Source organism: Yinghuangia soli, assembly GCF_021502675.1.
GTDB lineage: Bacteria > Actinomycetota > Actinomycetes > Streptomycetales > Streptomycetaceae > Yinghuangia > Yinghuangia soli.
This window is the reverse complement of sequence record NZ_JAKFHA010000002.1, coordinates 42399-55972: the sequence shown is the minus strand read 5'-3', so window position 1 is coordinate 55972 and position 13574 is coordinate 42399. Positions and strand designations below refer to the sequence as shown.

The 13574-nt window shown below is 73.6% G+C and carries 12 protein-coding genes; 5 read left to right on the top strand and 7 right to left on the bottom strand.

Going from position 1 to position 13574, the window contains the following annotated elements:
• Positions 1 to 9 precede the first annotated feature (9 nt).
• The 3 genes from LZ495_RS04350 to LZ495_RS44655 form a co-directional block, all read right to left on the bottom strand.
• The gene (locus LZ495_RS04350) at positions 10 to 885 is read right to left on the bottom strand and encodes a polysaccharide deacetylase family protein (RefSeq protein WP_235050541.1); all 876 of its coding nucleotides are present in this window, start codon (positions 883 to 885) and stop codon (positions 10 to 12) included.
• 118 nt (positions 886 to 1003) lie between these two features.
• Positions 1004 to 2812: a bifunctional phosphatase PAP2/diacylglycerol kinase family protein gene (locus tag LZ495_RS04345; protein ID WP_235050540.1), complete on the bottom strand. Its 1809-nt coding sequence runs from the start codon at positions 2810 to 2812 to the stop codon at positions 1004 to 1006.
• 11 nt (positions 2813 to 2823) lie between these two features.
• Complete coding sequence (locus LZ495_RS44655) at positions 2824 to 3567, bottom strand: phosphatase PAP2 family protein (protein WP_235050539.1); 744 nt, start codon at positions 3565 to 3567, stop codon at positions 2824 to 2826.
• Between the two features lie 71 nt (positions 3568 to 3638).
• On the opposite strand from LZ495_RS44655, the gene serS reads away from it, so the two are divergent.
• From serS to LZ495_RS04325, 3 genes are all read left to right on the top strand, one after another.
• Positions 3639 to 4919, top strand: a complete 1281-nt coding sequence (gene serS, locus LZ495_RS04335; RefSeq protein ID WP_235050538.1) for a serine--tRNA ligase — start codon at positions 3639 to 3641, stop codon at positions 4917 to 4919.
• Positions 4916 to 5713 (top strand): HAD family hydrolase, encoded by a 798-nt coding sequence (locus LZ495_RS04330; protein ID WP_235050537.1) that lies wholly within the window; start codon positions 4916 to 4918, stop codon positions 5711 to 5713. The genes serS and LZ495_RS04330 overlap by 4 nt, the downstream gene beginning before the upstream one ends.
• A gap of 71 nt (positions 5714 to 5784) precedes the next feature.
• Complete coding sequence (locus tag LZ495_RS04325; protein ID WP_235050536.1) at positions 5785 to 7161, top strand: CynX/NimT family MFS transporter; 1377 nt, start codon at positions 5785 to 5787, stop codon at positions 7159 to 7161.
• A 57-nt stretch (positions 7162 to 7218) separates the two neighbouring features.
• On the opposite strand, the gene LZ495_RS04320 is transcribed toward LZ495_RS04325, so the two are convergent.
• Entirely contained in the window at positions 7219 to 8112 is an 894-nt protein-coding gene (locus tag LZ495_RS04320; protein ID WP_235050535.1) for an LLM class flavin-dependent oxidoreductase, read from the bottom strand.
• Positions 8113 to 8181: 69 nt separating this feature from the next.
• On the opposite strand from LZ495_RS04320, the gene LZ495_RS04315 reads away from it, so the two are divergent.
• Both LZ495_RS04315 and LZ495_RS04310 read left to right on the top strand, forming a co-directional pair.
• On the top strand, positions 8182 to 8994 hold the full coding sequence (locus LZ495_RS04315; RefSeq protein WP_235050534.1) for an HAD family hydrolase: 813 nt from the start codon (positions 8182 to 8184) through the stop codon (positions 8992 to 8994).
• 25 nt (positions 8995 to 9019) lie between these two features.
• Positions 9020 to 10030 carry a phosphotransferase enzyme family protein gene (locus tag LZ495_RS04310; protein ID WP_235050533.1) on the top strand — a complete coding sequence of 337 codons (1011 nt, stop codon included), beginning with the start codon at positions 9020 to 9022 and terminating at the stop codon, positions 10028 to 10030.
• 14 nt (positions 10031 to 10044) lie between these two features.
• Here LZ495_RS04310 and LZ495_RS04305 read toward each other — a convergent pair whose 3' ends face one another.
• The 3 genes from LZ495_RS04305 to LZ495_RS04295 form a co-directional block, all read right to left on the bottom strand.
• Positions 10045 to 11622, bottom strand: coding sequence for a protein kinase domain-containing protein (locus LZ495_RS04305; protein WP_235050532.1), 1578 nt, complete (start codon positions 11620 to 11622; stop codon positions 10045 to 10047).
• Positions 11623 to 11890: 268 nt separating this feature from the next.
• Entirely contained in the window at positions 11891 to 12907 is a 1017-nt protein-coding gene (locus LZ495_RS04300) for a protein kinase domain-containing protein (RefSeq protein WP_235050531.1), read from the bottom strand.
• A gap of 82 nt (positions 12908 to 12989) precedes the next feature.
• Entirely contained in the window at positions 12990 to 13523 is a 534-nt protein-coding gene (locus LZ495_RS04295) for a bacterial proteasome activator family protein (protein WP_284701851.1), read from the bottom strand.
• Positions 13524 to 13574 lie beyond the last annotated feature (51 nt).

Sequence of the window (13574 nt, the reverse complement as noted above, 5' to 3'; positions counted from 1 at the left end):
GGGCGGCGGTCAGGCCGGGAAGTCGAAGCTGTAGCCCTGCGCGACCAGCCAGGGCAGGAGTCTGCGCAGTGCGGCGACGGTCTGCGCGCGTTCGCCGCCCGAGTCGTGCATGAGGACCACGCCGCCGGGCCGGAGTCCGCGTTTCACGTTGGCGAGGATCTTGTCGGGGCCTTGGCGCTCCCAGTCGCGGCTGTCCACGGTCCAGTCGAGCGGCTTCATGCCGTAGCCGGCCGCGGTGGCGCGCACCTTGGACGACCAGTCGCCGCCGGGTGCGCGGAACCAGGCGATCTCGACGCCGGGCAGGGCGGCGAGTATCGCATCGCGGGCGCCGGTGATCTGGTTGCGCAGCCGGTCCTCGGGCAGCTTGGAGATGGCCTGGTCGTGGCTCTCCGAGTGGTCGCAGAGGCGGTGCCCCTTGGCGACGATCCGGCGGAGCAGCCCAGGGTGGGCGCGGGCCTGCTCGCCGACCACGCAGAAGGTTGCCTTGGCGCCGTACTCGTCGAGCAGGGCGAGGACTTGCGGGGTCCAGAGCGGGTCCGGGCCGTCGTCGAAGGTCAGCGCGACCTTCTTGCCCGATCCCGCGGTGGAGCGGACGAGGGCGTCGGAGACCGCGGGCGGTGCCGCGGCCGGCGGGGGTCCGGCCTGGGGCGGCACCGGGGCCTCGGGCGCCGCGGGAGCGGCCGCGGGCGGTACGCCGCGCCCCAGGTGCGGGTCGGGTGCGGCCTGCGGGCCGGGTGAGGACGGTCGCCCGGTCGGCGCCGGGGAGCCGGTTCCGGTGTGCCTCCCGCCGCCGGACGCGCAGCCGATCGCGGTCAGGGCGAGCACGGCGATCAGGGCGACGGCGTTGCGGACGCGGTTTGCGCGGGAGCCTCGGACATCCGGCACAGGCTTCCTCCTGGCTGGTCGGAGCGCGGTCGGGCGGCCGACCGCCGATCGACCGTCGGCCGCCCGTGGGTCAACCGGGCTCCACCGTGACACAACCAGGAGGCGATTTGTCCGATTTTCAGATGTTTTTGTGATCGTGGCGCGGCGCTGACCCGCCGTCAGCCCAAGGCCCCGCCTCGGCCGTTCCGCCGCCCGCTGCAGCCTCGGCCGGGAGCGCGAGCCCCGCGGGGCCGACCTCCACGACATCGAGGGCCACCGGGAACGGCTCGGCCCGGGCCTCCGGGCGCACCGCCACCCGGCCGTCCGGCACCCGCACGACCAGCGCTCCAGGACGCACCCGCACCGACAGCCGGGTGCCCGGCCCGATCGGGTCGCCGTCCAGCTCGCGCGGCTCCGGGCGGGCCGTCTCCACCTCGACCGAGCGCCCGGTGAAGTGCTCGATCGGCCGCCAACGGCGCTGCCGCGGCGGGACGTCCGGCACATCGCGGCGCCGGCGCCCTATGACGCGGACCGTCGCGTGCGCCCACCCGGTCATGCCGTACGGCGCGAACACCACGACGTCCAGCAGCCCGTCGTCCGGTTCGGCGCCGGGCAGCAGCTGCATGCCGGCCTGCAGCGCGCCGACATTGCCGACCAGCACCATGCGGGCCCGGCGCTTGATGGGCGGCCCGTCGTCGATGCGCAGCGTGACCCGCATGCGCGCATCGCGCAGATGCCGCCCGGCGGAGACCGCGTACGCGGGCCAGCCGACCTTCTTCTTCAGCGCGTCCGGGGCGTCCGCGACCATCGCCGCGTCCAGGCCGATGCCGGCCATCGCGGTGAAGTAGCGCCATTCGCCGTCCGGCTCGTCCGGCGCGATGCCGCCCAGGTCGATGTGCCGGTCGCGGCCGTGCACCGCGACGTGCACCGCGTCCGCGAGGTCGATCGGCAGCCCGAGGTTGCGGGCCAGCAGGTTGCCGGTGCCGGACGGCACCACCGCCAGCGGGACCCCGGTGCCGGCCAGCGCGCCCGCGCACTCGCGCACCGTGCCGTCGCCGCCCGCCACCACGACCAGGTCGACGCCCTCGGCCAGGGCCTTTCGGGTCACCCCGGCGCCCGGGTCCTCGACGGTGGTCTCCAGCCACAGCGGCGGCGCCCAGCCCGCCTCGGACATGATCCGGTCGATGCGGGCCCGGTCGTCCGCGGAGTCCAGCTTGATCGGGTTGACCACGAGCGCGGCGCGAGGCATCCGCCCGTGGGCGTAGTGCCGCGGGTTGCCGCCCGGGCCGCCCCACACCGACTTCGGGGACAGCACCGCGGCGTCCATGATCGCCAGCACCGCGGCGGCCGACACGAACGCGGCCAGCACGTCGCTGGGGTGGTTGTCGCCGCGGTAGATGCGGGACAGTCCGACGGCCAGCGGGACGAGCAGGCAGAGCACGCGCCACACCCACACGCCCACGCGTCCGGTCAGCTGCCGGGACAGCAACACCGCGATGCCGCCGTACAGCGCGAGCGCGGCGCCGGTGTGCCCCGAGTAGTAACTCCCGTCGCCGGGGAGGTCGTCGAGCCGCGGCACCGCCGGCCGGTCGCGGTCCACCCACATCCGGACCAGCAGGTACACGAGGGTCTGCGCGGCGACCGTGCCGACCAGGAACAGCGGGGCGCGCCAGGACCGGTACGCGGCCAGCGCGAGCCCCGCCGCGATCAGCGTGCCGGCGATCACCGCGGGTGCGCCGGAGGCGACCGACAGGACGCGGGAGACCGCGTCCCACAGGTCCGAGCGGTGGTCGGCGAAGGTGCGGACCAGGCCGTCCTCGGCGGATACCGGCCATACGCCGTCGAGGGCGCGCGTCACCAGCAGGCCGAGTCCGGCCACCACCAGCACCGTCGCCGCCAAGGGCAGGGCGATCCGCCGCAGGAACCGTCCTGCCTCCGTGGTGAGCATGGGCGCAATTCTTACCCAGGCGGACGGTCTTCCGGACGGCCCAGGTCGATCACGGGCCCGGCGGCCGGCGTGATCTCCGCCTCCACCGGGTCCCACAGCAGTTCGAACGCCAGCCAGAACACGCCCAGGACCACGATGCCGAGGGCCCATCCGGCGACCACGTCGCTGAGGTAGTGCACGCCCAGCGCGATCCGGGTGAACCCGACCCCCACGGCCGACACCACCGCGACCGCGACCACCGCGGGCCGGGCCCGGCGCGGCAGGTACGGCCACAGCCCGATCACCAGCACCCCGCAGCCGAGCACCCCGTTGAGGGCGTGCCCGGACGGGAAGGAAAAGCCCTCAGCGGTGTCCACCGGGTCGGCGAAGGTGGGCCGTTCACGGGCCACCGCGAGTTTGCACAGCCCGCCCGACAGGCCGCCGAGCGCCATGACCGCGGCCGCCCACATCGCGACCCGCCGGTTCCCGGCCGCCCACAGCGCGACCGCCAAGGCCAATGTCAGCAGCCGGAACGTGTTGGGATCCCACACCCAGTCGCTGAGGATCCGGATGGTCCGGGTCGTCGCCGGGCTGTCCACGAGCCACTCGTGCAGGTCCCGCGCGACCCGCGCGTCGACCCGGAACAGCATGTCCCAGCCGAACACCACGAGCAGCAGCAGCGTGCCGAACACCGCCGCGGCGGCCGCGACGGCGGCGGTGTACCAGAGCGCGGCGGGCCGGGGCGCGAACACCGGAGCGCGGAAAAGGCTGTGCACTCCCCCTTGATACCCCCTTGATCGCCGTGCGGCCCGGAAAAGTACTGGAGTCTGCCCGGTACTCTGGTCGCGTGATCGACCTGCGACTGCTCCGTGAGGACCCCGACCGCGTCCGCGCCTCGCAGCGTGCCCGCGGTGAGGACGAGACCATCGTCGACGCACTGCTGGCCGCGGACGAGCGCCGCCGCTCGTCGGCGACCGCGTTCGACCAGCTGCGCTCCGAGCAGAAGAGCACCGGCAAGCAGGTGTCGAAGGCGCAGGGCGAGGAGCGCGCCGCGCTGCTCGAGCGCGCCCAGGCCTTGGCCGCCGACGTCAAGGCCGCGGACGCCGCGCAGGACGACGCCGCCGCCGAGGCGCAGCGGCTGCTCTTGGAGCTGTCCAACGTTGTCGAGGACGGCGTGCCGCCGGGCGGCGAGGACGACTTCGTGACGCTGGAAGAGGTCGGCACCCCGCGCGACTTCGCGGCCGAGGGCTTCGAGCCCAAGGACCACGTCGAGCTGGGCAGGATCCTCGGCGCCATCGACGTCGAGCGCGCCGCCAAGGTCTCCGGATCGCGCTTCTACTACCTGACCGGCATCGGCGCGATGCTCGAACTCGCGCTGGTCAACATGGCGATGGCGCAGGCGAACGCGGCCGGCTTCACGCCGATGATCACGCCCGCCCTGGTGCGCCCGAAGGCCATGGAGGGCACCGGCTTCCTGGGCCAGGCCGCGGAGAACGTCTTCTACCTCGAGAAGGACGACTACTACCTGGTCGGCACCGCCGAGGTCCCGCTCGGCGCGTACCACATGGACGAAATCCTGGACGCCAAGCAGCTGCCGCTGCGCTACGCCGGGTTCTCGCCGTGCTTCCGCCGCGAGGCGGGCACCTACGGCAAGGACACCCGCGGCATCATCCGGGTGCACCAGTTCGACAAGGTGGAGATGTTCGTCTTCACCGCGCCCGAGGAGGCCGCGGCCGAGCACCGCCGCCTGCTCGACTGGGAGAAGCAGTTCCTGAACGCGCTGGAGCTGCCGTTCCGGGTCATCGACACCGCCGCGGGCGACCTCGGCTCGTCGGCCGCGCGCAAGTTCGACTGCGAGGCGTGGATCCCGACCCAGGGCAAGTACCGCGAGGTCACCTCGACCTCGAACTGCACCGAGTTCCAGGCCCGCCGCCTCGCGGTGCGGATGCGCGACGCCGACGGCACCCGCCCGCTGGCGACGCTGAACGGCACGCTGTGCGCGGTGCCGCGCACCATCGTGGCGATCCTGGAGAACCACCAGCAGGCGGACGGGTCCGTGCGGGTCCCGGCCGCGCTGCGCCCGTTCCTGGGCGGCCGCGAGGTCCTGGAGCCGGTGGGAGCCGCGTGACGTTCCGCTTGGTCGCCACCGACCTCGACGGCACGCTGATCCACGACGACCACACCATCTCGGCACGCACCCGCACCGCGCTCGCCGCGGTGCGGGCCGCCGGGGCGCACCACGTCATAGTGACGGGCCGGGCGGTCTCGTGGTCGCGGGCGGTGTTCGCCGACCTGGGGTACGACGGGCTCGCGGTCTGCTCGCAGGGCGCGCAGGTCTACCACGCGGGCGAGGACCGGCTGCTCACCTCGGTGACGCTGGACCGGCAGGTCGCGCAGCTGGCCATGGAGAAGCTGAAGGCCGACCTCGGGCCGGTCGCGATGGCGGTCAGCCGGGCCGGCCTGGACGGCGAGGTCGTGGTCGAGCCGTCGTACCGCTACGTGCTGGCGCTGCCGGTGCGGACCGCGGAGGACCGCGCCGAGCTGTGGGCCGAGCCGATCCTCAAGGCCTACGTGCAGCACCCGGGCCTGGGCGACGACGAACTGGCCGCCCGGGCGCGGCAGATCTGCGACGGCCTGGTGGACGTGACGCACGCCGGGCCGGGCATCGTCGAGCTGCTGCCGCCGGGCCTGGGCAAGTCGGTCGGGCTGTCGCTGGTCGCGCGGCGCCTCGGCGTCAAGGCGGCCGAGACGATCGCGTTCGGCGACATGCCCAACGACCTGTCGATGCTGCGCTGGGCCGGGTACGGCGTGGCGATGGCCAACGCGCACCCGGACCTCAGGGCGATCGCCGACGAGGTGACCGGGACGAACGACGAGGACGGCGTGGCCGCGGTCCTCGAACGGCTTTTCCCGGCCATGTAGTCCGCACCCGGCGCCCGGCAGGGCGTCCGCGGGTCGAGACGCACCACGCTCCACGGCACGAAGGCACCACCATGAACCGCGAGACGGCCGCAGACGCCCCGATATCCGACGGGCCCGCGGCCGCGGGCGGTCAGGGGGCGGTGCACGTGGCGTACCCGGTCGGACGCCGGACCGGGCCGGAGTGCCCGGCCCACGACCGCAGCAGCACTGCGGCGGACCGGGCCGACCGGGCCGACTGTGCCCTCCGAGCAGCCCCGGCGGCCCCGGCGGCCGCGGGCGGCGCGCTGCTGATCGCCGGCGTGGTGCTCGTCTCGCTCAACATGCGTGCCGCGCTGTCCGGGGTGTCCCCGCTGGTCGGCGAACTGCGTGCGGCGTACGGGCTGTCCACCACCACCGGCAGCCTGATCACCGCGATCCCCGTGCTGTTCCTGGGCGTGGTCTCGCCGCTGGCCCCGGCGCTGGCCCGGCGGTTCGGCAACGAGCTCGCGCTGCTGGCCGCGCTGGTGGTGCTGACCTGCGGCATAGCGCTGCGCACGGTGTGGTCCACGGCCGCGCTGTTCGCGGGCGGCATGCTGGTGGGCAGCGGCATAGCGGTGCTGAACGTGCTGATGCCGAGCATCGTGAAGAAGGATTTCCCGGGCCGTACCGCGGCGATGATGGGCCTCTACAGCACCACGATGGTGTGCGGCGCGGCCGTCGCCGCGGGGACGAGCGTGCCGCTGGAGAACGCGATCGGACACGGCTGGCAGCCCGCGCTGGGCGTGTGGGCGCTGCTGTCGCTGGCCGCGATCGCGGTGTGGCTGCCGCAGGTCCGCCGCACCCGGGCCGCCGGGCCGCTGCCGCGCGCGGTGAAGGCCCGCGGGGTGTGGCGGTCCGGACTGGCCTGGCTGGTCACCGGGTTCATGGGCCTGCAGTCGCTGCTGTTCTATGTGGTGCTGGCCTGGCTGCCGACGATGCTGACCGACGACGGGATGTCGAAGGGGACCGCCGCCTCGGTGTTCGCGTTCAGCACGGTCTGCCAGATCCCGGCATCGCTGGGCGCCTCGCTGCTCGCCGGGCGGATGCGCGACCAGCGGCTCCTGGTGCTGGTCGCGATGGGTCTGACCGGGGGCGGATACGTCGGGCTGCTGTGCGCGCCGACCGAGGGGGCGTGGCTGTGGGCCGCGCTGCTCGGGCTCGGCCAGGGCGCGGCGGTGGCGCTCGCGCTGACGCTGATCGTGATGCGCTCGCCGGATCCGCAGGTCGCCGCGCAGTTGTCCGGAATGGCGCAGGCGGTGGGGTACGCGCTGGCGGCGTTCGGGCCGCTGGCCGCGGGTGCGTTCGCGGATGCGACGGGCGGCTGGACGGTCCCGATGGCGGTGATGCTCGGGCTGGTCGGCGTCGCCGTGGCCTGCGGCCTGGGCGCGGCGCGGCCGCGGCACGTGCGGGTCACGCGGCGGATCGTCTGACCGGACGCCGCCGGGCCGTCCGGTGCTCGGGACGGCCCGGCCGCGGGCGGCGGTGTGTCAGAGGCCGCGGACCTGCGGCAGCCCGTCCCGGATGATCTTCTCGAAGACCACTTCGTCGGTGGCGAAGACGCTGTCCGGGACCGGCATGTGCACGGCGATCTCGGTCATTCCGACCTCCGCGTAGCGGCCCGCGAAGTCCACGAAGGCGTCCACTGATTCCAGGGCGCGTTCGCCGGTCGAGCCGTTGAGCATGATGCGGTCGAGGTCGCGGGGGTCGCGGCCCTGCTCGGCGCAGGCCTCCTCGAGGCGGCGCAGCTGTCCGGCGACCGCCGCGGCGTACTCGTCGGGGGCAAGGCCGCTCAGCCGCTTGGGGTCGCCGTACGTGACCCAGGCCTGGCCGAGGCGGGCGGCAAGCCGCAGGCCGCGCGGGCCGGTGGCGGCGACCGCGAAGGGCACCCGGGGCTGCTGCACGCAGCCGGGCAGCATACGGGCCTCGTCGGCGGCGTAGTAGTCGCCGCGGAAGGTGGTCGCGGGGCTGGTCAGCAGGGTGTCCATGAGGCCGAGGAACTCCTCGAACCGGTCCTGGCGTTCGCGCGGCGGCCAGGGTTCCTGGCCGAGCGCGGTGGCGTCGTAGCCGGTGCCGCCGGCCCCGATGCCCAGCGTGAAGCGCCCGCCGGAGAGGTCGTCGAGGGTCATGACCTCCTTGGCGAAGGTGACCGGGTGCCGGAAGTTGGGCGACGACACCAGCGTGCCCAGCCGGATCCGCGAGGTCGCGGTCGCGGCCGCGGCCAGGGTGGGCACCGAGCCGAACCAGGGCTCGTCGCGGAAACTCCGCCAGGACAGATGGTCGTACGTCCAGGCGCCGTCGAACCCGGCGTCCTCGGCGGCCCGCCAGCGCGCCAGCGCCTCGGGAGCCCGGTAAATCGGCAGAATCACGACACTTACTCGCATGAGACCGAAAATATCCGAACAGAATCCCGCGCAGACCGGCCTGACGTTCCGACACGACCTTGAGAGAGGATGAGCGGTGTGACTGCCTCTCCGCGCCCGCGCCTCGTCGCCACCGACCTGGACGGCACCATCGTCCGCAGCGACGGCACCATCTCGGCGCGCACGCTTGCCGCCATCGGCACCGTCGAGGCGGCCGGGGTGGACGTCATGTTCGTGACCGGCCGCCCGCCGCGCTGGATGGACAAGGTCGCGGAGGCGACCGGGCACCACGGCCTGGCGATCTGCGGCAACGGCGCGGTGGTCTACGACCTGCGCACCGAGAAGATCATCGACACGCATCCGATGGACGTCGCGGCCGCGCGCGAGGTGGCCGCCCGCATCAAGGCGGAGATCCCGGACGTGAGCTTCGCGGTCGAGACCGCGACCGGCTTCGCGCACGAGCCGGCCTACCCGCCGCTGGAGCGCGACCTGTCGATCGTGCACGCGGTGGCGCCGGTCCAGGACCTCCTGGACGCCCCGGTCCTCAAGCTGCTGGCCCGGCACCCGTCGCTGGCCCCGGACGAGTTCCTGGTCCAGACGCGCACCGCGGCCGGGCAGTACGGCGAGTTCACCCACTCGTCCAAGATCGCCCTGGTGGAGATCAGCGCGCTGGGCGTCAGCAAGGCCACCACGCTGGCGTCGTACTGCGCGTGGCACGGCATCGAGGCGGCCGAGGTCGCGGCCTTCGGCGACATGCCCAACGACCTGCCGATGCTGGCCTGGGCGGGGCAGCCGTACGCGGTCGCCAATGCGCATCCCGAGGTCCTCGCCGCGGTCGCCGACCACACCGCGAGCAACGACGACGACGGTGTCGCACAGATTCTGGAAAAGCTCTTCTCGTAACTCTCCGTAGCGCTAATGTGACGCTATGCACTCACCCCGCGCGGGAGGATCCCCGCTGTCCGCACTCCTTGCCAACTATAAAGTTGGCAAGCCGACCGGCTTCCGCCCGGTCGCCGAGGGGCTGCTCAACCGCGGGTACGAAGTGGCCACCACCGACGGGCGCTGGTTCCTCAAGCACTACCTGGACCAATCGCCGCAGGCCATCGTCTTCCAGCACCGGGTCACCGCCCGGCTGAGCGGCGCAGGCATCCCCGCCCTCCCGCCGCTGCCGGACCGCGACGGCGGCACCGCACGCCGCGTCGGCGGCCGGTGGTTCGCGCTGTTCCCGTGGGTCGACGGCGCGCACCGCACCGGGGGCGACCTCGACCCCGCCGAATGCGCGGAGCTCGGCACCCTCCTGGCCGGCGTGCACACGACGCTCATGCGGATGCTCCCGCCCGTCCAGCAGCCGCTGTTCGCCCCGGCCGCGGACGCCGGGTACTCGATGCGCGTGGCCGGCCGGCTGCTGCACGGCATACGCGACCGCACCGTCCGCGAGCCCTTCGATGACCTCGTCGAGCACCGGCTCATCGAGCGCCTGCGCATGCTGCGCCGGCACGCCCACCGCCGGCCCGCCGACCACCACCGCCCGTGCACCGGCTACGTGCACGGCGACTTCCACCCGCTCAACCTGCTCTACGCCGAGCGCGACCCGGTGGCCATCATCGACTGGGACCGGCTCGCGGCCCTGCCGGACACCGAGGAAACCGTGCGCGCCGCACTGCTGTTCTTCACCGCCCCCGTGACCGGCACCCTGGACCTCGCGCGGGTACGGGCGTTCATGCACGCGTACCGCGCGGACAGCGACCCGGGCAGCGCCGAACTCGCGGCCGCCGTCCACCGGTTGTGGTGGGAGCGCCTCAACGACTTCTGGATGCTGAACCGGCACTACGACGAACGCGACCACCGCACCGCGCCGTTGTTCCCGGCCTCCGCCGCACTGATCGTGTGGTGGACCCGGCACTACGAGGAAGTCCTCGCCGCGTTCGTCGAGTGACCGGGGCGCTGCCGCTACCCGGCGCCGCCGCTCGGCGAGCTGCCGCCCGTCGTGGCCGGGTTGCTCGGCGGCGTCGTCGTCGGGGGGTTCGTCGGCGGCTTGCTGCTCGCCGTCTGCGTCGCGGTCGCCGTGGCAGTCGCGGTCTGCGTCTTGCTGTGCGACTGGGTCGGCGCGGTGGTCGTCGGGTTCACCGGCACGCCCGGGACCGTGCTGCGGCCGGTGGTCGACGGCGGACGCGTCGTCGGGGTCGAGGGCTCGTAACCGCCGCCCCCGGGGTTCGAATTGCCGCTCGGGTCACCGGAACCCGCGGGAGCCGACGAACCCGTCGCGGGACCGGTCGGGTCGTCCCCGCCCTCGGCGTCGTTCTGCCCGGCGAACGCGATGACGGCCCAGGTGACACCCGCGACGACCATCACCACGGCCGCCGCGACCATCGCGTAGAACAACCCGGAGCGCCGCCGGTCCTCCTCCACGGCCGGCATCGCCCCGGTCCCGCCGTCGTGCGTGGGCAGCGTGAGCGGACCGGTCGGCCCGTGGCCGCGGCCCGGCCCGTGCCCGTGCCCGTGGTCGGGCGGCGGCGGCACCGGGCCGCCGGAAAGCTGCGCGGTCGGCGCGGTCGCGGAGTTCACCGGTCCCGGCGCCCAGGCCTGCTGCCGGGTGCGGTCCGCGGACTGCGGCGGGATCCGGGTGGTCGGGGGCGACACGTGCACGGCCTGCCCGGCGAGCGCGCGGCGGATGTCGCGGCGCATCTCCTCGGCGGTCTGGTACCGGTCGTCCGGGTTCTTGGCCAGCGCCTTGAGCGCGATGGCGTCCAGGTGCGCCGGGATGCGCGCGTCCGACTCGGACGGCGGCCGCGGGTCGTCCTGCACGTGCTGGTACACCACGGACAGCGGCGTGTCGCCGTTGAACGGCGGGCGCAGCGCCAGGAGTTCGTACAGCAGGCAGCCACTGGAGTACAGGTCGCTGCGGGCGTCCACCGTGCGGCCCAGGGCCTGCTCCGGCGACAAGTACTGCGGGGTGCCCATGACCATGCCGGTCTGGGTCATCGTCGTCGCGGCGCTGTGCAGCGCACGCGCGATGCCGAAGTCCATCACCTTCACCGCACCGGAGTTGGTGATGATGACGTTCGCCGGCTTGATGTCGCGGTGGATGATGCCGTGCCGGTGGCTGTACTCCAGCGCCTCCAGGACGCCGTCGGTGACCCGCAGCGCCTGCTCCTGCGGTATCGGCGACCCCTCGGTCAGCAGCTCGCGGACGGTGCGCCCCTCGACGCACTCCATCACGATGAACGGCACCAGCTCGCCGCTGATGCGGTCCTCGCCGGTGTCGTACACCGAGACGATCGCGGGGTGGTTGAGCGATGCGGCGTTCTGCGCCTCGCGGCCGAACCGCGAACGGGCCACCGGATCCTGCGCGAGGTCCGGGCGCAGCGTCTTGACCGCGACGGTACGGCCGAGCCGCACGTCGTGGGCCATGCTCACCTCGGCCATGCCACCGCGGCCGAGCTGGCGCCCCAATTCGTAGCGCCCCGCACCGACGGTCCTGACCTGGGTCCCGGAGACCTCGTCGTCCGGGCGCTGCGGCTGACCCATCACTCCTCGCCGTCCGTCTCGTCACGGTCCGCCGGGAACGGACTCGCTCGTCCCAACGATCGCCAGGCCGCAAAAGGCACGGCGATCCCGGTGGCCATGCGCAGTTGGCATTGTCCCGCAATCCGGCGTCCGAGTCACCGTACCGGCACGATGCCCGCGGCATCAGGCAATGCCCCCGCCCGGGGCGAGACATAACTCACCGCAACTATTCCGGTTGCCCGATCCGTCGGGTTGACCCGGACTGCCCCATCCGGCCGCTTACGCAGCGCTATCCCAGCATGACGGCCAGCACGGCGGCGAGCAGGCATGCGGCCGCGGCCGCCGCGGCCACCAGGACCGTCCGGCGCCGGGCGCGGTCCCGGGCCGCGGTACGCCGCTGCGCGCGGCCGGTCGGCACCGCGACCGGCGCGGTCATGTCGGCGAGCCCGTCCGGGCTGATCCGGGCGACCGCGGCCCGCATCTCGGCGGCCGACGCGAAGCGCAGCTGGGGGTCCTTGCGCAGCGCGTGCAGCACCAGGTCGTCGACCGTGCCGGGCACGGCAGCGTGCGCGGACGGCGGAAGCGGCTGGTCGCGGACGTGCTTGTAGGCCACCGTGATCGCACTGTCCCCGTCGAACGGCACCGTGCCCACGAGGAGTTCGTAGAGCAGGCAGCCGACCGAGTACACGTCGCTGCGCGGCGAGGCCGGGTGGCCGAGGGCTTGTTCGGGCGAGAAGTACTGCGGGGTGCCCATGATGTGCCCGGCCGCGGTGAGCGACGCCGCGGTCCCGTGCACCGCGCGGGCGATGCCGAAGTCCATCACCTTGACCGCGCCTTCCTCGGTCACCATGACGTTCACCGGCTTGATATCGCGGTGCACGATGCCGCGCTCGTGGCTGTATTCGAGCGCGTCCAGCACGTGCGCGGCGATGCGCAGCGCCCGCGGCCAGGCCAGCGGGCCCTCGTGCCGCAGCAGCGCGCGCAGCGTGTAGCCCTCGACCAGCTCCATGACGATCCACGGCACCGGCCCCGTCTTGCCCTCGTCCTCGCCGGTGTCGTAGACCCGCACGATGGCCGGGTGGTTCAGCGCCGCCGCGTGCTCCGCCTCGCGCGCGAACCGGGAGCGCGCCACGGCGTCCTCGGCCAGGTCGGTACGCAGCCGCTTGACCGCGACGATGCGGTCCAGGGCCTGGTCGTGCGCCTCGTGCACGACCGCCATCCCGCCGCCGCCGATCCGGCGCAAGGTGCGGTAGCGCCCGTCGCCGAACGTCGTGCCGGCGAAGTCGTCGTGCCGGTCGTGCGCCATCCGCTGCCCCCGTGGTGCGGCGTCGTGGCCGCGGTGCGGCGGCCGGCCCCGGGCAGGCCGCCGCACCGTGCCCTGGGTGTCTTTACAGGTACGGACCCGAAGCGGTCGGCCCGACCTCGCCCGGACGGCCCTGGATGGCGCCCGGCGGCAGGGCGCGCCGCATGTTCTCCAGCTGCGCGCGAGCGGCCATCTGCTGCGCGAACAGGGCGGTCTGGATGCCGTGGAAGAGGCCTTCGAGCCAGCCCACGAGCTGGGCCTGCGCGATGCGCAGCTCGGCCTCGGTGGGCACGTTGTCGTCGTTGAACGGGAGCGTGAGGCGCTCCAGTTCCTCGACCAGCTCGGGGGCCAGGCCCTTCTCGAGCTCCTTGATCGAGCCCTTGTGGATCTCCGCGAGGCGCACCCGGCTGGCCTCGTCGAGAGGCGCCGCGCGCACTTCCTCCAGGAGCTGCTTGATCATGCTGCCGATGCGCATGACCTTGGCCGGCTGCTCCACCATGTCGGTGATCGCGAGTTCGCCGTTCTCCTCGCCTTCGGCGCCGCCCACCGCCATGCCGTCGGGTCCGACGATCACGACATGGGGGTTCTCGTCCTGCGCTTCGCTGTTCGGCATGTTCATGGCCCCATCCTCTCCCGTCGGCGCCGGGCCCCGCCACGGGGACAGATCGGA